The organism is Micromonospora sp. NPDC048170, from assembly GCF_040652795.1.
Lineage (GTDB): Bacteria > Actinomycetota > Actinomycetes > Mycobacteriales > Micromonosporaceae > Micromonospora.
In genome coordinates this window covers 478,545-497,368 of record NZ_JBEZMR010000002.1, presented here as the reverse complement: position 1 = coordinate 497,368, position 18,824 = coordinate 478,545, and the positions used below count along the sequence as shown (strand labels likewise).

At 72.6% G+C, this 18,824-nt stretch carries 16 protein-coding genes; 8 read left to right on the top strand and 8 right to left on the bottom strand.

Annotation, left to right across the window (positions count from 1 at the left end):
• Positions 1–42: 42 nt before the first annotated feature.
• The 4 genes from AB0D32_RS05795 to purS all read right to left on the bottom strand — a co-directional run bounded on the left by AB0D32_RS05795 (position 43) and on the right by purS (position 4,543).
• A complete protein-coding gene (locus AB0D32_RS05795; protein ID WP_357085348.1) occupies positions 43–798 on the bottom strand; it encodes a 2-phosphosulfolactate phosphatase in 756 nt (251 codons plus the stop codon).
• A gap of 4 nt (positions 799–802) precedes the next feature.
• Positions 803–3,532, bottom strand: a complete 2,730-nt coding sequence (purL, locus tag AB0D32_RS05790; protein WP_357085346.1) for a phosphoribosylformylglycinamidine synthase subunit PurL — start codon at positions 3,530–3,532, stop codon at positions 803–805.
• A 67-nt stretch (positions 3,533–3,599) separates the two neighbouring features.
• Positions 3,600–4,283: a phosphoribosylformylglycinamidine synthase subunit PurQ gene (gene purQ / locus AB0D32_RS05785; RefSeq protein WP_357085344.1), complete on the bottom strand. Its 684-nt coding sequence runs from the start codon at positions 4,281–4,283 to the stop codon at positions 3,600–3,602.
• Positions 4,280–4,543, bottom strand: coding sequence for a phosphoribosylformylglycinamidine synthase subunit PurS (gene purS, locus AB0D32_RS05780; protein ID WP_357085341.1), 264 nt, complete (start codon positions 4,541–4,543; stop codon positions 4,280–4,282). The genes purQ and purS overlap by 4 nt, the downstream gene beginning before the upstream one ends.
• Positions 4,544–4,954: 411 nt before the next feature.
• Here purS and AB0D32_RS05775 point away from each other — a divergent pair, with 411 nt between their 5' ends.
• Positions 4,955–5,638, top strand: a complete 684-nt coding sequence (locus tag AB0D32_RS05775) for a trypsin-like serine protease (RefSeq protein ID WP_357085339.1) — start codon at positions 4,955–4,957, stop codon at positions 5,636–5,638.
• 130 nt (positions 5,639–5,768) lie between these two features.
• Positions 5,769–6,230, top strand: coding sequence for a YbjQ family protein (locus AB0D32_RS05770; protein ID WP_357085337.1), 462 nt, complete (start codon positions 5,769–5,771; stop codon positions 6,228–6,230).
• 133 nt (positions 6,231–6,363) lie between these two features.
• Here AB0D32_RS05770 and purB read toward each other — a convergent pair whose 3' ends face one another.
• The 3 genes from purB to AB0D32_RS05755 all read right to left on the bottom strand — a co-directional run bounded on the left by purB (position 6,364) and on the right by AB0D32_RS05755 (position 9,819).
• Positions 6,364–7,785: an adenylosuccinate lyase gene (purB, locus tag AB0D32_RS05765; RefSeq protein ID WP_357085335.1), complete on the bottom strand. Its 1,422-nt coding sequence runs from the start codon at positions 7,783–7,785 to the stop codon at positions 6,364–6,366.
• Between the two features lie 232 nt (positions 7,786–8,017).
• Positions 8,018–9,307 (bottom strand): hypothetical protein, encoded by a 1,290-nt coding sequence (locus tag AB0D32_RS05760; RefSeq protein ID WP_357085333.1) that lies wholly within the window; start codon positions 9,305–9,307, stop codon positions 8,018–8,020.
• Positions 9,304–9,819 (bottom strand): SigE family RNA polymerase sigma factor, encoded by a 516-nt coding sequence (locus tag AB0D32_RS05755; RefSeq protein ID WP_357085331.1) that lies wholly within the window; start codon positions 9,817–9,819, stop codon positions 9,304–9,306. Before AB0D32_RS05755 ends, AB0D32_RS05760 begins: the two co-directional genes overlap by 4 nt.
• Before the next feature lie 189 nt (positions 9,820–10,008).
• On the opposite strand from AB0D32_RS05755, the gene AB0D32_RS05750 reads away from it, so the two are divergent.
• Positions 10,009–12,327, top strand: coding sequence for a right-handed parallel beta-helix repeat-containing protein (locus AB0D32_RS05750; protein WP_357085329.1), 2,319 nt, complete (start codon positions 10,009–10,011; stop codon positions 12,325–12,327).
• Between the two features lie 61 nt (positions 12,328–12,388).
• Here the strand turns inward: AB0D32_RS05750 and AB0D32_RS05745 are convergent, their stop codons facing one another.
• Positions 12,389–13,681, bottom strand: coding sequence for an acetyl-CoA C-acetyltransferase (locus AB0D32_RS05745; RefSeq protein WP_357085327.1), 1,293 nt, complete (start codon positions 13,679–13,681; stop codon positions 12,389–12,391).
• Positions 13,682–13,736: 55 nt separating this feature from the next.
• On the opposite strand from AB0D32_RS05745, the gene AB0D32_RS05740 reads away from it, so the two are divergent.
• The 5 genes from AB0D32_RS05740 (at position 13,737) to AB0D32_RS05720 (ending at position 18,808) form a co-directional block, all read left to right on the top strand.
• Complete coding sequence (locus AB0D32_RS05740) at positions 13,737–15,092, top strand: 3-oxoacyl-ACP reductase (RefSeq protein WP_357085325.1); 1,356 nt, start codon at positions 13,737–13,739, stop codon at positions 15,090–15,092.
• The gene (locus AB0D32_RS05735; RefSeq protein ID WP_357085323.1) at positions 15,092–16,021 is read left to right on the top strand and encodes a MaoC/PaaZ C-terminal domain-containing protein; all 930 of its coding nucleotides are present in this window, start codon (positions 15,092–15,094) and stop codon (positions 16,019–16,021) included. The genes AB0D32_RS05740 and AB0D32_RS05735 overlap by 1 nt, the downstream gene beginning before the upstream one ends.
• A 94-nt stretch (positions 16,022–16,115) precedes the next feature.
• Entirely contained in the window at positions 16,116–16,871 is a 756-nt protein-coding gene (locus AB0D32_RS05730) for an NUDIX domain-containing protein (protein WP_357085321.1), read from the top strand.
• Complete coding sequence (locus AB0D32_RS05725; RefSeq protein ID WP_357085319.1) at positions 16,868–17,839, top strand: serine/threonine protein kinase; 972 nt, start codon at positions 16,868–16,870, stop codon at positions 17,837–17,839. The genes AB0D32_RS05730 and AB0D32_RS05725 overlap by 4 nt, the downstream gene beginning before the upstream one ends.
• A gap of 9 nt (positions 17,840–17,848) precedes the next feature.
• Positions 17,849–18,808, top strand: a complete 960-nt coding sequence (locus AB0D32_RS05720) for a hypothetical protein (RefSeq protein ID WP_357085317.1) — start codon at positions 17,849–17,851, stop codon at positions 18,806–18,808.
• Positions 18,809–18,824 lie beyond the last annotated feature (16 nt).

Genomic DNA, 18,824 nt, shown 5'->3' with positions numbered 1-18,824 from the left:
TCCGGGCGGCCCTCGCTGCTGAGGGCGGGGCGGCGGGAACCGTCAGGCGGCGGAGAAGACGCCCTGACGCAGCACCGGGACCACGTCCGAGACGCCGACCCGGGCGGCGACCTCCACGTCCTCGGCGAAACCGCCCTCGACGAGCTCGCGGCCGGACACGCTGCCGCGTACGGCGGCGGGCACGTCAGGAGTGCTGGCGAGCGCGGCGAGCGTCACGGCCGCCTCCACGGAGAGAGCACCGGGAACGCCCGACAGGGCGTCCAGCACGCTGGCCGCCCCGAGCTGATCCTCGACGGAGGGGCGAAGGGAGCCGTCCGGCCAGCGCTCGCCCGAGGCGATGACGCCGATCGGCGCGTCCGTCGAGCCGTACCCCTGATGGGTCAGCCAACGGCCGACGGCGCGCGCGTTGCGCAGGCAGGCCGCCACCACCGGCAGCCCGGTGGCGCTGGCCGCCGCGCTGATCGCCGACCCGTTCGGCGACGGCAGCACGAGATCGGCGACGACCGGCGCGGTGGTCAACGCCGCCGGCGAGAGTGACCACGGATGATCCGGGGTCGTCTGCCGGCGGCCCACCGCGGCGACCGCGCCGACCCGCCGCGCGTAGTCGGCCGCCTGCTCGCCCCACGGGAACGGGTGCACCCGCATGCCACGCCCGACCGCGACGTCCACGGCGGTGGTGAACGACAGCACGTCCACCACCACCAGCACCGCACAGACCCGGCCGAGCTCCGCCGCCCCCGTCAGCCCCCAGTCGAACCGGGCGCCGGAACCGGGTTGGGCGTGAACGGCCGTGGCCAACGCCTCAGCGCTGACCGGACTCGGTGTCGCCGGACTCGGGAGCCGACGCCTCGCCGGTCCCGGCCGGCCCGTCGGCGGCTTCGGCCGCCGGCTGCTCCGGGCCGGGTGCGACGGTCTCGGCCGGGGCCACCGGCTCGACGGCACCGGTCGGCGGGACCGGCGCGGCCGACGCGATCGGCTCGGCCGCTACGGCCGCCGGATCCACCGGCGCCACCTCGGCCGGCTCGGCGACGGGCAGCGGCACGGCCTCGACCGCACCCGCCACCCCGGCGGCCGGCGCGGGCACCTCGACGACCCCCGCGCCCCCGAAGAGGCGCGGCAGCGTCTCGCCGTGCGCGGCACGCAGCTCGTCCAGGCCGATCCGGAACTGGCCGTGCACCTCAAGCGCACCGCCGGTCGGGTCGGTGACGCCGATCAGCTCGAACGGCACCCCGCGCTCGGCGCACAGGGCGGTGAACGCCTTCTCGTGGCCGCGCGTCACCGAGACCAGGACCCGCCCGGCGGACTCGCTGAACAGGTAGACGAACGGCATCGAGCCGCCGTCGAAGCGCTCCGGCACCGCGACCCGGGCACCGACGCCGCGCCGCAGGCAGGACTCCACCAGGCTCTGCGCGAGGCCGCCGTCGGAGAGGTCGTGCGCGGAGCTGAGGTGCCCGACCCGCGCGGCCTCCGCCATCAGGTCGGCCAGCAGCCGCTCGCGGCCGAGGTCGACCTGCGGGGGTACGCCGCCGAGGTGCTCGTGGGTGACCCAGGCCCACTCCGAGCCGGAGAGCTCCACGTGCGTCTCGCCGAGCAGGAAGATCTGGTCGTGCTCGCCGCCCGGCCGGGAGGCGAAGCCCATCGGCACCCGGTCTGCCACGTCGTCGAGCACACCGAGCACACCGACCACCGGGGTCGGGTGAATCGGCGCCGCGCCGGTCTGGTTGTAGAAGCTGACGTTGCCACCGGTGACCGGGATGCCCAGTTCGGCGCAGCCGTCGGCCAGGCCGCGGACGGCCTCGGCGAACTGCCACATCACGCCCGGGTCCTCCGGCGAGCCGAAGTTGAGGCAGTTGGTGACGGCGATCGGCTTCGCGCCGGTGACGGCGACGTTCCGGTACGACTCAGCCAGGGCGAGCTTCGTGCCGTGGTAGGGGTCGAGCCGCGCGTACCGGCCGTTGCCGTCCACCGACAGCGCCACGCCGAGCCCGGTCCGCTCGTCGATCCGGATCACGCCGGAATCCTCCGGCTGGGCGAGCACCGTGTTGCCCAGCACGTACCGGTCGTACTGCTCGGTGACCCAGGCCTTGTCGGCCAGGTTGGGCGACGCGATCATGCGCAGCACGGTCTCGCGCAGCGCCTCCGGGTCGGCCGGCCGGGGCAGCGTCTCCGCGCGGTCGGCCTGAAGCAGGATCAGGTCGGCCGGCTCGCGCATCGGGCGGGCGTAGACGGGACCGTCGTCCACCAGCGAACCCGGCGGTACGTCCACCACCAACTGGTCGCGCCAGGTGATCAGCAGCCGGCCAGGCTGCCCATCCGGCGTCGGCGGGGTGACCTCGCCGATCGCGGTCGCCCAGACGCCCCACTTCTCGGCGGTCTTGAGCACCCTGTCGAGCTTCTCCGGCTCGACGACCAGCAGCATCCGCTCCTGGGACTCGCTGGCCAGGATCTCGTGCGGCTCCATCGAGGGCTCGCGCAGCGGCACCCGCTCCAGCAGGACGCGCATGCCGGTGCCGGCCGCCGCGGCGGTCTCGGTCAGGGCGCAGGTCAGGCCGGCGCCGCCGAGGTCCTGGATGCCGACGACCAGCTGGGCGTCGTAGAGCTCCAGGCAGGCCTCGATGAGCAGCTTCTCCATGAACGGGTCGCCGACCTGCACCGACGGGCGGCGCTGCTCGCTGCCCTCGTCGAAGGTGGCGCTGGCCAGCACCGACACGCCGCCGATGCCGTCCCGGCCGGTCTTGGCGCCCATCAGCACGACGACGTTGCCGGGGCCGGCGGCGGCCTTGTTCTGCAACCGGTCGACCGGCAGCACGCCGAGGCAGAGCGCGTTGACCAGCGGGTTGCCCTGGTAGCACGGGTCGAAGACGACCTCGCCACCGATGTTCGGCAGGCCCAGGCAGTTGCCGTAGCCACCCACGCCGGCGACGACGCCGGGCAGCACCCGGGCGGTGTCGGGGTGGTCGGCGGCGCCGAAGCGCAGCGGGTCCATCACCGCGACCGGGCGGGCGCCCATGGCGAGGATGTCCCGGACGATGCCGCCGACGCCGGTGGCCGCACCCTGGTAGGGCTCGACGAAGCTCGGGTGGTTGTGCGACTCGACCTTGAAGGTCACCGCCAGCTCGTCGGAGACCTGCACCACGCCGGCGTTCTCACCGATGCCGGCGAGCAGCCGGTCGCTCGGCGGGGCCTTCTCGCCGAACTGACGCAGGTGCACCTTGCTCGACTTGTAGGAGCAGTGCTCGCTCCACATGATCGAGTACATCGCCAGCTCGGCCTGGGTGGGCCGCCGGTCGAGGATCTGCCGGATCCGCTCGTACTCGTCGTCGCGGAGCCCGAGCTCGGCGTACGGCTGGAGCTCACCGGGGGTGCCCTCGGCGCGCGGCACGGTGTCCAGGCTGTCGGCCCAGTCTGCGGTCGCCGGGCCGGGACGCCCGGCCGGCGGCGCGGCGGCGGCCGGACGCGGCTCCACCGGCTGCGCCGGGGCGGCCGGGAAGGCCTCCGGGTTCTCCCGTACCTCGTCCGGATGGCTGGTCATGACCTCTCCTCGCTGCGCTCGCGTCCGCCCGACGGGCGGGTGAGCCGACCGATGATGCCGCGCACGGTCACGCCGGCGCCCCCACCAGGTGCTTGAGCACCGAGGTGAAGAAGCCGAGACCGTCCAGGGAGGGGCCCGTGAGCGCCTCCACCGCGTGCTCGGGATGCGGCATGATGCCGACCACGTTGCCGGCGGGGTTCGTGATCGCGGCGATGTCGCGCTGCGATCCGTTGGGGTTGCCACCGACGTAGCGGGCGACCACCCGGCCCTCGGCTTCGAGCTGGTCCAGCGTCGCGGTGTCGGCGACGTAGCAGCCCTCACCGTTCTTGACCGGGATCAGCACCTCCTGGCCGGGCTGGAACGCGTTGGTCCAGGCGGTGCCGACCGACTCGATGCGCAGGATCTGGTCACGGTTGCGGAAGTGCAGGTGCTGGTTGCGGGTGAGCGCGCCGGGCAGCAGGTGGGCCTCGCAGAGGATCTGGAAGCCGTTGCAGATGCCGAGCACGGGCAGGCCGCCCCGGGCCGCGTCCACGATCGTCTCCATCACCGGGGCGAACCGGGCGATGGCGCCGCAGCGCAGGTAGTCGCCGTAGGAGAAGCCGCCGGGCAGGACGACGGCGTCCACCCCGTGCAGGTGCGGGTCACCGTGCCACAGGCGGACCGGTTCGGCGCCCGCGATCCGGACGGCCCGGGCCGCGTCCCCGTCGTCCAGCGAGCCGGGGAAGGTGACCACACCGACCCGGGCGGTCACGAGCGGGCGTCCGCGGTCTCGTCGGCCTCGGCCATGCGGACCGTGAAGTCCTCGATGACCGGGTTGGCGAGCAACTTGTCGGCGATCTCGCGGGCCCGGTCCAGGTCCGGTTCACCGGTGAATTCGATCTCGATCCGCCTGCCGATCCGAACCGAGGCGACGTCGCTGACGCCGAGCCGGGGCAGCGCGTTTGCGACGGCCTGGCCCTGGGGATCGAGGATCTCGGGCTTGAGCATGACGTCGACGACGACGCGAGGCACTGGGCACTCCTGACTGTGTACGCAGTTGGGTGCCGACCCACAACGGGCGAGCGCAGCCAGCCTACCTGGCAGATACCGCCTCGGACGCACCGGCCGGACGCAGTTCAGGCGATGATCGGCATTCCGACGCGGGGGACCGGGGACCGATGCGGGTTCGTTGCGATCCCGATGCGTTTCCGTTGCCGACCGGCCCGTTTCGCCCCGCTCCGTCGGACCGCGGCGCAGCCCGCCCGCCGGGTCCGCCATACCTTCTGATCCATCACTTTCGATGAAGCTCTTGTGAACGACATCTCAGCGGCTCTACCGTACATCGTCGTACGTCGATCGGACGTCCTCGGCTGCCGGACCACCCCGCCCGCCGGCCGACAGCTCGACCCGGTGAACCCGGGCCCCGTCCCCGAAGGAGCCCCCATGCGCATCCGATCCATGGTCGCGGTGCTGGCCACCGCAGCGGCCGGCCTGCTCGGCGCCAGCTCCGGCGCCCTCGCCGCCCCCGCCGGCCCGCAGCCCATCATCGGCGGCGGCACCGTCTCGTCAGCCCCGTGGGCCGCCGCCGTGCTCAGCAACGGCTCGTTCACCTGCTCCGGCACCATCATCGCGCCGCAGTGGGTGCTCACCGCCCGGCACTGCGTCAGCGGCACGATGTCCGTCCGGGTCGGCAGCGTCAACCGCACCTCCGGCGGCCAGACCCGCACCGTCAGCGCCACCTACAGCCGGTACGACCTGGCGCTGATGCGGCTGTCCAGCTCCGTCAGCACCTCGTACGTCACGCTGGCCAACAGCAACCCGCCGATCAACTCCACCAACTCGATCTACGGCTGGGGCATGACCTGCTACAGCGGCTGCTCGGCCTCCACCCAGCTCAAGACCGCGTCGGTCCGGGTCACCAGCAACAGCGCCACCGACGCGTACGGCGGGCAGGCCATCCGGAGCACCCGGATCAACGGCAACGCCTGGCGGGGCGACTCGGGCGGCCCGCAGTTCTACAACGGCGCGCAGGTCGGCGTCGCCTCCACCGCCGACGGCCAGAGCATCCAGAACTACGGCAGCGTCGCGTACAACCGGGCCTGGATCACCCAGACGGCCGGTGTCTGACGGTTAGCGCCACGGCAGGCGCGGATGGTCGGCGACGTGCCGGCCGTCCGCGCCGCGTCGTTTTGCAGCATCCGATCAGGTGAACAAGGCTCGCGATCTGGCGCGGGCCCACCCTGACAGCATCGGAAACGTGCTGGTCGTGACGACGGAGCAACTACCCGGGTACGAGATCCGCCAGATCCTCGGCGAAGTGGTGTCGTCGATGGCCAGGACGCGGAACCCGTACCGCGAGGGGGTCAAGAACCTGCGCGGGGGCGCGTACGACCCGATGGCGCCCGACAACCTCACCAGGTGGCGTACGGACTCGGTGGCCCGGCTCGGCGAGGAGGCCCGCCGCCTCGGCGCGAACGCCGTGGTGGGGATGCGCTTCGACAGCCGCGACTGCGGCGAGATGTGGATGGAGATCTGCGCGTACGGCACGGCAGTGATCGCGGTCGCCAAGATGCCGGACGTCATGCCGCCCGACCAGCCGATGGTCGCCGCGGACACCGCACACGATCCCGCCTTCGCCGAGTCCCCGGGCGGCATCGCCGAACCGGCGAGCGCCCCCAACCTCCGCACGGCAGCCGAAACCCCCACCCGCGACACCTGACCACCCACCCACCCACCCCACCCCACTCCCACCCCCCAGCCCGGGTGATCATGAGGTTGGCCGTGGATCCTGAGATCGACTTCGCCGCCAACCTCATGATCAACCCTGGGGGTGGGGGGTGGGTGGGGTGGGTTCAGAGGATGGGGGGTGGGGTGTAGGTGGCGGCCTGGGGGTGGGCGGTCACCACGGCGGTCACGCGGCGGGCGACGGCCTCGATCTGGGCGGGGGCGGCGCCGACGAAGGCGGTGCGGTCGGCGACGAGGGCATCGATCTCGCCGCGGGTCAGGCCCAGGCGGCCGTCCGCCGCGAGGCGGTCGAAGAGGTCGTTCTCGGGAGCGCCCTTCTCGCGCATCGCCAGGGCCACCGCGACCGCGTGCTCCTTGATCACCTCATGGGCGACCTCGCGGCCGACGCCGCGCCGGACCGCCGCCACCAGGATCTTCGTGGTGGCCAGGAACGGCAGGAAGCGCTCCAGCTCGCGATTGATCACCGCCGGGTACGCACCGAACTCGTCCAGCACGGTGAGGAACGTCTGGAACAGCCCGTCGGCGGCGAAGAACGCGTCCGGCAGGGCGACCCGGCGGACCACCGAGCAGGAGACGTCCCCCTCGTTCCACTGGTCGCCGGCCAGCTCGCCCACCATCGACAGGTAACCCCGGATGATCACCGCGAAGCCGTTGACCCGCTCGCTGGAGCGGGTGTTCATCTTGTGCGGCATCGCGCTGGAACCCACCTGCCCCGGCTTGAAGCCCTCGGTCGCCAACTCCTGGCCGACCATCAGCCGGATCGTGGTCGCCAACGACGACGGCGCGGCGGCGACCTGAGCCAGGGTCGAGAGCACCGCCAGGTCGATCGAGCGCGGGTAGACCTGACCGACGCTGTCGAGCACCCGGGAGAAGCCGAGGTGCCCGGCCACCCGGCGCTCCAGCTCCGCCACCCGGTCGGCGTCGCCGTCGAAGAGGTCGAGCTGGTCGGCGGCGGTGCCCACCGGCCCCTTGATGCCGCGCAGCGGGTACCAGTTGATCAGGTCGTCCAGCCGCTCGTACGCGATGAGCAGTTCCTCCGCGGCCGACGCGAAGCGCTTGCCCAGCGTGGTGGCCTGCGCCGCGACGTTGTGCGAGCGGCCGGTCATGACCAGGTCGGAGTGCTCGACGGCGAGCCGGGCGAGCCGGGCCAGCGTGGCGACCACCCGGTCGCGGACCAGCTCCAGCGAGCGGCGCACCTGGAGCTGCTCGACGTTCTCGGTGAGGTCCCGGGAGGTCATCCCCTTGTGCACGTGCTCGTGCCCGGCGAGCGCGCTGAACTCCTCGATCCGGGCCTTCACGTCGTGCCGAGTGACCCGCTCCCGCTCGGCGATCGAGGCCAGGTCGACCTGGTCGAGCACCCGCTCGTACGCCTCGACCACACCGTCGGGCACGGGGATGCCGAGGTCGCGCTGGGCCCGGAGCACGGCGAGCCAGAGCCGCCGCTCCATCCGGATCTTCTCCTCCGGTGACCAGAGGGCGACCAGCTCGGGTGAGGCGTACCGGTTGGCGAGCACGTTCGGGATCGTCACGTACCTCAGTCTTTCATGCCACGGACGCGGCCCCGACGAGGACGTCCGGCCGCTCACCAGCGGCGACAGCCGGAAGGTCGCCGGCCGGTGGCACGCACACCACCCACCGGCGACCTCCCGCTGACGTCCTACCGGGCAGCCAGGGCAACCGCTGGATCGAACGCGACGGCCCGCTGCTCGCGCGGGTGGTGGACGACCCGGGGGCCGTCCACGACCGCGTCGACCAGCCAGACTACTTCCCGGGGAGGGCCACGGCCGGATCGAGTGCGATGGCCTTCTGCTGCTCGGCGGTCAGCGCGAACGCGTCCTCGGAACCGGAGCTGTGGGACACCCAGACCGCGGAGCCGTCCTTCCGCCGCACCTGCACGTTCCGCTCGCTACCGCCGGTCCTGTTGGTGGTGATCCGCCACCGTTCGCCGTTCGGCCCCTCGCCGGTCGTGCAGCTGTACGTCTTGGACGGTGGGCCGCAGGTCAGGTCACCGCCGAGGCCGGAGTCCTTTCGCCAGATCTGCACCGAGAAGAGCCCGCTGCGCCCGTTGACCGCGACAAATGCCTGGCCCCAGTACTCGTCGATGCTGTTGTCGCCGCCGGAGCCCGTCCACGCATCCTCCAGGGCGGCTTCGGCGCCGCCCGCCTTGACGCCGGGGGCCTGGGCTCGCAGGGCGGCGAAGACCGCCTTGTCGATCTGCTTCTGGACGCCCGGGGCGCTCGACTCGTCTGGCCTCCGCTCCAGCGGCGGTCGCACCGTCGCGCCGGGGGGCAGGGGGCCGAGAGCCACGGCAGGGTCGGACGCCACGGCGGTCATCTGCTCGGCGGTCAGTGGCAGTTCGCCCTGCCCCGGTTCGTTGTACACCCGCATGGTGACCAGGGTGCCGTTCCGCCGGAGCAGCTCGATGTTCAGTTGGTGCTCCCCCTTCCGGTCCTTCGCCTTGGCGTCGATGAAGGTCCGTTCGATGGTCCTGACCTGCGCGCCGTCCGGGCCGGTGGACTCCGCGCACGCATAGTGCAGCAGATCCGAGGGCCGCTTGTCCTCGCAACGGCCCCGGGCGAAGATCTCCTCGCCGATCCGCCAGACCACCATGCTCGTCTTGGCGGTCGAACCGCCGACGCCGACGGTCGCCCACATCGAGTAGTTCTCCAGCGTGGTCTGCGGACTGGCCCCCTCCTCCAGCTTCGGGATGTTCGGGGAGGCGGACTCCGGCCAGGTGAGGTTGGGCACCTCGCGGACGAGGGCGGCTACGAGGGCGTCCTCCAGACGTTTCGCGTCCTCCGGGGTGCCGGCCGTGGTGGTGATCGTCGGTACCACCGCTGGTGATACCGCCGGCACGATGTTCGAGGGGGTCGGTTCGGGCAGCAGGGTCATCGTGAGAGTGACCGCCAGCACGGCTGCCGCGCCCACTCCGGAGGCACCCCAGGCCCGCAGCCGCCCGGCCTTCCGCTGCCGGCTGATCACCCGGTCCACGTCCACCGTCGACACCGGTGCGTCGCCGATCGCCTCGTCGAAAATCTCCCGGTACGTCATGACAGGTCACCACCCGTGGTCGTCGGCCGGGCCAGCAGCAGACGGAGGGCTTCGAGGCCCCGGGCTGTCTGGCTCTTGACCGTGCCGGTGGTGGTGCCGAGGACCTGGGCGGTCTCCTCCACCGACAGGTCGCAGTAGAAACGGAGCACGATGACCGCCCGGCGACGCGCGGGAAGTTGCCCGAGCAACTCCAGCAGCACCGCCCGGTCGAGCATCGAGGGGTCGGGGAAATTGAGGTCCACCCGTTCGGGCAGGTCGTCGGTGACCTTCTCGCGCCGCCACGGCCGACGCCGCTCGTCCAGCCACACGTTGGTCAGGATCCCCCGCACGTACGCGTCCACGTTCTCCGCCGCCCGGACCCGCCGCCAGTGCCGGTACAGCTTCCCGATCGTGATGGAGACCAGGTCGTCGGCGGTGTGCCAGTCCCGGCAGAGCAGGTACGCCATCCGGCGCAGCGGCTCCAACCGTACGGTCACGAACTGCCGGTACTCATCCTCGTCGGCCGGCCTCACGCCGTGGAACCTCTCGTCGAACTCATGCCCAGGGGACGGAGGCACCGTCGAGAAAGGTTGCCCGATCGGCGGAGTTGCCGCCGGTGCTGCGACGCGTCCCCGCGGGACTGCCAAGAGACGGCGGATGCGTCATGATCTGAGTTCTCCGGCCGGTACCGGCCGTCTCCCTTTCTTCGTGAGAGACACCGCATGCGCAGATCCCGCCTTGCCGGGCTCGCGGCGGTCGCGATGATCGGCGGCACACTGCTGACGTCCGCGACCCCCGCCCACGCCGAGACCACCACCATCCACGTCAACAACCTCATCCCCGAAAACTGCGCCGACACCGGCGACGGCACCATCGATCAGCCCTTCTGCACCATCGGAGCGGCCGTCGCCAAGGTCGGCGCCGGCCAGACCGTGAGGGTCGACGGCGGGCCGTACCCGGAACGGGTCACCGTCGCCGCCTCCGGCACGGTGCAAGAGCCGATCACCATCCTTGCGGGCCGGTCCGCCACCGGCGGTCCGGTCGTACTCAGCGGGCCGACCGCAGGCTTCGTCGCACACCACCAGCACCACGTCACCATCCGCGGTTTCCGCATCTCCAGCGCGCTGGAGGCGCCAGCCGTCGACATCCACGACGCCAGCGGCGTTGTCCTCGACGATGTGGGCGTCAGTGCCACGGGGGCATCGACCCAGCCCGCCTTCCGGCTGGCCGGAGTGACCGGGTCGACCGTGCGGAATGTCAGCGGCAGCGGCCCGCGACTCGCCACCGGCCTCTTCCTGGACGCGGCGAGCAGCGGCGCGACCATCACCTCGGCCAGTTTCAGCAACGCCAACGCCGAGGCAGGGGAGGGCGTGGGAATCGACGTCGCGGCCGCCGACACCCGGATCCTCGCCAGTACGGTGACCGGCTTCCGCGGGGCGGCCATCGCTGTCCGGCCGGGTGCGACCGACACCGTGATCGCCAACAGCCAGGTCTACGGCGGCTACGGTGACGGCGTCCAGATCCGGGGCGCGACCGACACCGCCCTCAGCAACAACAACCTGCGGGATCGCTGCCGCAACGGTGTCCGGGTCGACGGCGCGTCCGACCGCGTCTCCGTCCAGAACAACGTGGTCATCAACAACGGCGGCTCGAAGAACACGAGTCTCTGCGAATCGGCCCCGACCGACGGCGTAGAGATCGGGGTGTACGGCGAGTCGCGCGGGAAGACCGTCGTCGACTACAACAACACGGGCCAGTCGCTCGGATACGCCTGGGACCAGCCCATGACCCTGGCGGACTTCCGAGCCGCCTCGGGGCAGGCCGCCCACGACATCCGCGACGCCAACGAGTGGAGCCGGGTCGACTCGGCCAACTCGGCCGCTCCCGGCTTTCCGGCGAAGGACAGGGACGGACGAGGCCGCGGGGACGACCCGTCGAGGGCGAACACGGGAGCCGGGCCGGTCCCCTGGGCCGACCGCGGCCCACGGGAGTCGCTCGCCGCCCCGGTCGTGCTGGCCACCTTCACTCAGGAGCCCGGCACCGGATGGGTCACCGCCGACGCCTCGACCACCAGGGCGGGCTTCACGCCCGTCACGTCCTACCGGTTCGACTTCGGTGACGGGACTGTCGTGACCCAGGCCGGTCCGGTGGCCAGGCACCGGTACGGCCGGCACGGGACGTTCCGGGCCGTCGTCACCGCCACCCTTGAGGACACCATGACGGGGGCCAGGGCGTACAGCGTGAGTTTCCTGCCGCGTGCCGGCACGATCGGTCTCCTGTCCCCGGCCCACCACCGCTACGTCGGTGTCGGCAAGGCGTCGCCACAGAGCCCCACCCTGGCCGCCGACCGCACGACCCTGACGGCGGCCGACGCGTTCGACCTGGTGAACGTCGGCACCAATCAGGTGGCGCTGCTCTCCCACCACACCGGCGCCTACGTCAGCCCCGACCTCACGGCGGTCGACGTCGTCTCCGCGCGTAGTTTCTCCGTGGGCCCGAACGAGACGTTCACCATGACCCGCTACGAGGACGGCAGCTTCAGCCTCAAGGCGTCCAACGACCGGTACGTCAGCGCGTACGGCTCCGGTGGCGTGTTGCGCACCAGCACCTATTCGGTCACCCTGGCGGAGAGGTTCCACCGGGTGAACCTCGCCGACGCCAACCGGTCCCTGCGGCCCGCGATCGTCAAGCAGCTCGTGACCGCCGACACCGCCGCGGCGAAGCCACTGGTCGCCAGCACCCACCTCCTCGGCAGGAACCAGCGGTTCGACATCGTCGATCTCGGCAGTGGCAAGGTCGCCCTGTTCGCACAGGCCAACAACCGCTTCGTCTTCGCGCCGAACGCCGGGGCGCTGCCGCTGGTCAACGCCAGCGGTGCGGTCAGCCCATGGGGGACGTTCACGCTGGTCCGCAACGCGGACGGAACGGTCAGCCTGAAGGCAGCGGTCAACAACCGTTACGTCAGCGCGGGCACGGGGTCGTCGCCACTGACCGCGAACCGCGCCACGATCAGCTTCGGCGAGCGGTTCGTCCTCCGCTGACCCACCAAGCGTCGGCGCCCGGCACGGGTTCCCGTGCCGGGCGCCGACGCGTCTGAGCGGGTCAGCGCTCCAGGATGGCCGTGACGCCCTGCCCACCGGCCGCGCAGATCGAGATCAGCCCCCGGCCGCCGCCCTTCTCGGCGAGCAGCTTCGCCAGGGTCGCCACGATCCGGCCACCGGTGGCCGCGAACGGGTGCCCGGCTGCCAGCGACGAGCCGTTGACGTTCAACTTCTCCCGGTCGATCGTGCCGAGCGGGGCGTCCAGCCCGAGCCGGTCCTTGCAGAACTCGGGAGACTCCCAGGCCGCCAGGGTGGCCAGCACCTGCGAGGCGAACGCCTCGTGGATCTCGTAGAAGTCGAAGTCCTGGAGGGTCAGCCCGGCCCTGGCCAGCATCCGGGGCACCGCGTACGTGGGGGCCATCAGCAGCCCCTCGTCGCCGTGCACGAAGTCGACGGCGGCGGTCTCCGACCAGGAGAACCAGGCCAGCACGGGCAGGTTGTGCTCACGGGCCCACTCCTCGCTGGCCAGCAGCACCGTCGAGGCTCCGTCGGTCAGCGGCGACGAGTTGCCGGCGGTCATGGTCGCCGCCTCGGCGTCGGGCCCCTTCGCGCCGAAGACCGGCTTCAGCGAGCCGAGCTTCTCCAGGCTGCTGTCGGGGCGCAGGTTCTGGTCCCGGGTCAGGCCGAGGTACGGCGTCAGCAGGTCGTCGAAGAATCCCCGGTCGTACGCGGCGGCGAGGCGCTGGTGCGAGCGCAGCGCCAACTCGTCCTGGGCCTGCCGGTCGACCTGCCAGCGCAGCGCGGTGCGGGCGGCGTGCTCCCCCATCGACAGCCCGGTACGCGGCTCCGCGTTGCGCGGGATCTCCGGCCGGAACGGCTGGGTGGGGCGCAGCTTCGCGGCGATCCGCAGCCGCTCGCCGAGGGTGCGGGCACTGTTCAGCTTGAGCAGCGTGCGCCGCATCTCCTCGTTGACCGCCAGCGGCGCGTCGGAGGTGGTGTCCACGCCGCCGGCGATGCCGACGTCGATCTGCCCGAGGGCGATCTTGTTGGCGACCAGGATGGCCGCCTCCAGCCCGGTGCCGCAGGCTTGCTGGATGTCGTACGCCGGGGTGTGCGGGTTGAGCTTCGAGCCGAGCACCACCTCACGGGTCAGGTTGAAGTCCTTCGCGTGCTTGAGCACCGCGCCGGCCACCACCTCGCCGACCCGCTGGCCGGCCAGGCCGAACCGGGCGACGAGCCCGTCCAGCGCCGCGCCCAGCATGTCGGAGTTGGACGCGCTCGCGTACCGCGAGTTGGACCGCGCGAAGGGGATGCGGTTACCGCCGATGACCGCGACCCGCCGGATGCTCTGCACGATCCCGCCTCCTCGAAAGACTTGCCCTGAACCTACTCGCCAGTAGGCTACGCCTATGACCGACAGGTACGCGAGCTTCGTCCGATCGGGGGCCGGCCGCACGCTGGTCAAGCGCCTCGGGCTGCCCGACCCGCCGCGACTGCGCCGGCACACCCCTGGCGACCCCCTGGTCCCCGGCCCCGTCCTGCTCGGCGCCGCCACCGGCGGCCGGCTCGCGGAGCCGGTCGGCAAGGTCCTGACCGCCGCCGGGGTCGAGCTGCGCGATCCCGACGCCACCGGCGACGGGCAGCGGTACGCCGCCCTGGTCTTCGACGCCACCGGCATCACCGACTCCACCGACCTGCGTCAGCTGTACGACTTCTTCCACCCGCACGCCCGGTCGGTGCTGCCCAGTGGCCGGGTCGTCGTGCTCGGCACCCCGCCCGAGGAGTGCGGCTCCCCCCGGGAGGCGACCGCCCAGCGGGCCCTGGAGGGGCTGACCCGCAGCATCGGCAAGGAGTTCGGCCGGGGCGTCACCGCCCAGCTCGTCCACGTCACGAAGGGCCCCGACGACGGCACCTGGACCAGCCTGGAGGCGACCCTCCGGTTCCTGCTCTCGGGCCGGTCCGCGTACGTCTCGGGGCAGGTGGTCCGGGTCGGCGCCGGCACGGCCGGGCCGCCGGCCGACTGGGACCGCCCGCTGGACGGTCAGGTCGTCCTGGTCACCGGGGCGGCCCGGGGCATCGGCGCGGCGCTGGCCCGGGTGCTGGCCCGCGACGGCGCCAAGGTCGTCGCGCTGGACGTCCCGGCGGCCGGGGACGAACTGGCCACGGTCGCCAACGAGATCGGCGGTACGGCCGTCCAGCTGGACCTGACCGCCGCCGACGCCCCCGCCCGGCTCGCCGAGCACTTGGCCGGCCGGCACGGGCGGGTCGACGTGGTCGTGCACAACGCCGGCATCACCCGCGACAGGACCCTCGGGCGGATGGACGCCGACCGGTGGGACTCGGTCATCGACGTCAACCTCTCCAGCCAGGAGCGGATCAACGACGTGCTGCTGGAGCGGGCGCTGATCCCGGCCGGCGGCCGGATCGTCTCGGTCTCGTCGATCGCCGGCATCGCGGGCAACCGGGGTCAGACCAACTACGCCACCAGCAAGGCGGGCGTGGTCGGGCTGGTCGAGTCGCTCGCCCCGGCGCTGCGCGGGCGGCAGATCAGCGTCAACGCCGTGGCGCCCGGGTTCATCGAGACCCGGCTGACGGCGCGCATCCCGCTGGTGATCCGGGAGGCGGGCCGGCGGATGAACAGCATGTCCCAGGGCGGGCTGCCGGTGGACGTCGCCGAGACCATCGGCTGGCTGGCGTGGCCGGCCTCCGGCGCGGTCAGCGGCAACGTCGTCCGGGTCTGCGGCCAGAGCCTGCTGGGGGCGTGATGGCGACGCACGACAACTCCGGGCACCCACCGACGGACGAGGCGACGCACGACCTGCGCGGGCACGCCGGGGCGGGAAGCCGACAGCGCGTCGAGCTGCCCCGGATGCCGGCGGCCGGGGCGCTCTACCGGCGGGCGCTGCTCGGTGCGCTGCCCGGCGTCGGCGGTGGGCGGCAGGCGGCGGGCGTCCCGGCCGTCGAGCTGGCCGTCGGCGGGATCGCCGTCGACCGGACGCACCTGGCCGACTACGACCGGGTCTGCGGCTTTCGGCTCACCGACCGGCTGCCCGCCACGTTTCCGCACGTCATGGGCTTCCCACTGACCCTGCGGCTGATGACCGTCCCGGAGTTTCCCATCCCGCTGACCGGCGTGGTGCACGTCGGCAACCGGATCACCGTGCACCGCCCGATCACCGCCGACGAGACCCTCGACTTCACGACGTACGCGGAGAACCTGCGCCCGCACGACCGGGGGCGGCAGGTCGACGTGGTGCTGGTCGGCCAGGTCGGCGGGGAGGAGGTCTGGCGCGGCGTCTCGACGTACCTCGGCAGGGAGGGCGAGCGGGGCGGCGGCGGTCGGCGCGACCGGGGCGAGTGGTCTCCGGCACCGACCGGTCCGGCCCGCTGGCGGGTCGAACCGCGGGTCGGTACGGACTACGCGCGGGTCTCCGGGGACCACAACCCGATCCACACCTCCCGCCTCGGGGCCCGGCTGTTCGGCTTCCGCCGGCCGATCGCGCACGGCATGTGGAGCAAGGCCCGCTGCCTGGCCGCACTGGAGAACCGGCTGCCGGACGCCTACACCGTCGAGGTGGCGTTCAAGCTGCCGGTGCCGCTGCCGAGCACGGTGAGCTTCAGCCTCCTGCCGGCCGGCGGTTTCGCCCTGCACGACCTGCGCGGCCGACCGCACCTGGCGGGTTCCGTGCGCTGAGGCGCCGCTGCCGAACCCGCGTTCCGGGCTTGGCAGCGGCGCATCCGTGCGCTAAGTTCTTCTCAGAACGAGATGTTCTCAGAATGAGAGAGACATGACTGACGAGCAGGACTTCCTGGCCGCGTACGACCCCCGGGCCTACCCGGCGGTCGCCGTGACCGTCGACGTGGTGGGGCTGACCATCCGGGGCGGCGTACTGCACCTGCTGCTGATCCGGCGGGGCCAGCCGCCCTTCGAGGGGCACTGGGCGCTGCCCGGCGGCTTCGTCCGCCCCGACGAGGACCTGACCGCCGGTGCCCGACGGGAGCTGGCCGAGGAGACCGGGCTCGGCGGCGAGCGGCTGCGCCGCGTACACCTGGAGCAGTTGGCCAGCTACGGCACCCCCGGCCGCGACCCGCGGATGCGCGTCGTCTCCATTGCCCACCTCGCGTTCGCCCCCGACCTGCCGGACCCGGCCGCCGGCACCGACGCCGACGAGGCGATCTGGCTGCCGGTGACCGCGCTGGCCAACCGGCAGCTCGCCTTCGACCACGGCCGGATCATCGACGACGCGCTGGAGCGGGCCCGGTCCAAGCTGGAATACACCCCGCTCGCCACGCGCTTCCTCGCCCCCGAGTTCACGATCAGCGAGCTTCGCGCCGTCTACGAGACGGTCTGGGGCCAGCCGCTGCACGCCGGCAACTTCCACCGCAAGGTGATCTCCGTGCCGGGCTTCGTGGAGAGCACGGGTGCCAGCACCGAGCGCGGTGGCACCCGGGGCGGCCCCCGCGCCCGGCTCTACCGGGCCGGCGACGCCCGGCTGCTGCACCCGGCGCTGCTGCGCCCCGCCCGGGAGGAGCCGACACCGTGAGGACCGCGGAGGCCGTCCGCCTGGTCGCGGCGGCCCGCACCGACGACGACCTGTTCGGCACGGACCGGCCGGCCCGGCGCTACCGCGAGCTGGTCGCGGCCCTGCACCCCGACCGCCTGCCGGCCGACCCGGCGGTACGCGCCGAGGCCACCGACGCGTTCGTCCAGGTCACCACCCGGTGGCGGGCCCGGCAGGTCACTGTCCTCGGCGACTACCGCCTCGGACGGCCGACGCACTCCGGTGACCTGGCCGACCTGTACGACGTCGGCGACGACCGGCTGCTCAAGCTGACCCGGCGCCCCGCCGACAACGACCTGATGGCCCGCGAGGCGCACGCCCTGCGCACCATCGCCGAGCGCGGCGACCCGAGATACCTGCCGTACGTGCCCCGGCTCGTCGAGGAGCTCCGGCACCGGGACGCCGCGACCGGCGCCGAACGGCGGATCAACGTGCTCGCCACCGCGCCCGGCCTGCACGACCTCGGCGAGGTCCGGCGCGCGTACCCCGACGGGCTGGACGCCCGCGACGTGGCCTGGATGTGGCGGCGGCTGCTGGTGGCACTCGGCCTCGCCCACCGGGCGGGCGTGGTGCACGGCGCGGTCCTGCCGCCGCATGTGCTGATCGATCCGGACGGGCACGGCGTGGTGCTGGTCGACTGGTGCTTCTCCGTGACCGGTGGCGGCACCGTCCCGGCGCTCGTGCCCGGCCACGAGGACTGGTATCCGGACGAGGTCCTCAAGAAGCAGCCCTGCGGGCCGGGCACCGACATCGCGATGGCCAGCCGCTGCATGACCTGGCTGATGGGCCGCCACGCGCCACGCGAACTGCTCGACTTCGCCCACGGCTGCCGGCAGCGGTCCCTCCAGAAGCGACCCGACGACGCCTGGCGCCTGCTCCGCGAACTGGACCAGGTGCTGGAACGGCTCTACGGGCCGCGCACCTTCCGACCCTTCACCCTCACCCCCTAAGGAGCTGTCATGGGCAGTGGAATCTGGTCCACCGACGTGTACGACGCCGCCGACCGCTACCGCCGGAGCACCGGCAAGAGCGCGTTCTCGTACAGCGACAGCGGGGCACGGACCGTGCACCCCGCCCTCGACCCCCGCGACGCGACGCGCGAGAGTCGCGACTCCGACGAGCACCCGCAGTCGACAGCCATCGCGGTGCTGTTCGACGTCACCGGCTCGATGCGCAGCGTGCCGCGTACCCTCCAGGCCAAGCTGCCGCAACTGCTCGGGCTGCTGCAACGGCAGGGCTACGCCCGCGACCCGCAGATCATGTTCGGCGCGATCGGCGACGCCACCTGCGACCGGGTGCCGTTGCAGGTCGGCCAGTTCGAGTCGGACAACCGCATGGACGACGACCTCGGCCGGATCGTGCTGGAGGGCGGCGGCGGCGGGCAGATGACCGAGTCGTACGAGCTGGCCATGTACTTCATGGCCCGGCACACCGTCACCGACTGCTGGGAGAAGCGCGGCCGGCGCGGCTACCTGTTCATCATCGGCGACGAACTGGCGTACCCGCAGGTGAAGGCCCGGGAGGTGGCCGGCCTGATCGGCGACGACCTGCGCGAGGACGTGCCGCTGCGGCAGATCGTCGACGAGGTGACCCGCCGCTGGGACACCTACTACCTGCTCCCCGCCGGCAGCCACTACGCCGGCAACACGAAGGTGCTCGACTTCTGGCGGGACCTGCTCGGGCAGAACGTCGTCGTGCTCGACGACCTCGACGCGGTCTGCGAGACCATCGCCCTCACCATCGGCCTCGGCGAGCAGGCCATCGACCTGGACGAGGGACTGCGCGACCTGGACCGCGCCGGCTCGGGCGCCACCGGCACCGTGTCGAAGGCGCTGGCCCGCCTCGGTCGGGGGCGGCGTGCCGAGGTGTCGACGCTGCCGGCCTTCCGCGACACCGGCGGTGAGGTGACCCGGCTGTGAGGCACCTGACGATGGT

Excerpts from the sequence above, each read along its gene's own strand:
- purL (WP_357085346.1), bottom strand. The coding sequence starts at position 3,532 with ATGACCAGCCATCCGGACGAGGTACGGGAGAACCCGGAGGCCTTCCCG.
- AB0D32_RS05775 (WP_357085339.1), top strand. The coding sequence starts at position 4,955 with ATGCGCATCCGATCCATGGTCGCGGTGCTGGCCACCGCAGCGGCCGGC.
- AB0D32_RS05760 (WP_357085333.1), bottom strand. The coding sequence starts at position 9,307 with ATGACGTACCGGGAGATTTTCGACGAGGCGATCGGCGACGCACCGGTG.
- AB0D32_RS05750 (WP_357085329.1), top strand. The coding sequence starts at position 10,009 with ATGCGCAGATCCCGCCTTGCCGGGCTCGCGGCGGTCGCGATGATCGGC.
- AB0D32_RS05740 (WP_357085325.1), top strand. The coding sequence starts at position 13,737 with ATGACCGACAGGTACGCGAGCTTCGTCCGATCGGGGGCCGGCCGCACG.
- AB0D32_RS05735 (WP_357085323.1), top strand. The coding sequence starts at position 15,092 with ATGGCGACGCACGACAACTCCGGGCACCCACCGACGGACGAGGCGACG.
- AB0D32_RS05730 (WP_357085321.1), top strand. The coding sequence starts at position 16,116 with ATGACTGACGAGCAGGACTTCCTGGCCGCGTACGACCCCCGGGCCTAC.
- AB0D32_RS05720 (WP_357085317.1), top strand. The coding sequence starts at position 17,849 with ATGGGCAGTGGAATCTGGTCCACCGACGTGTACGACGCCGCCGACCGC.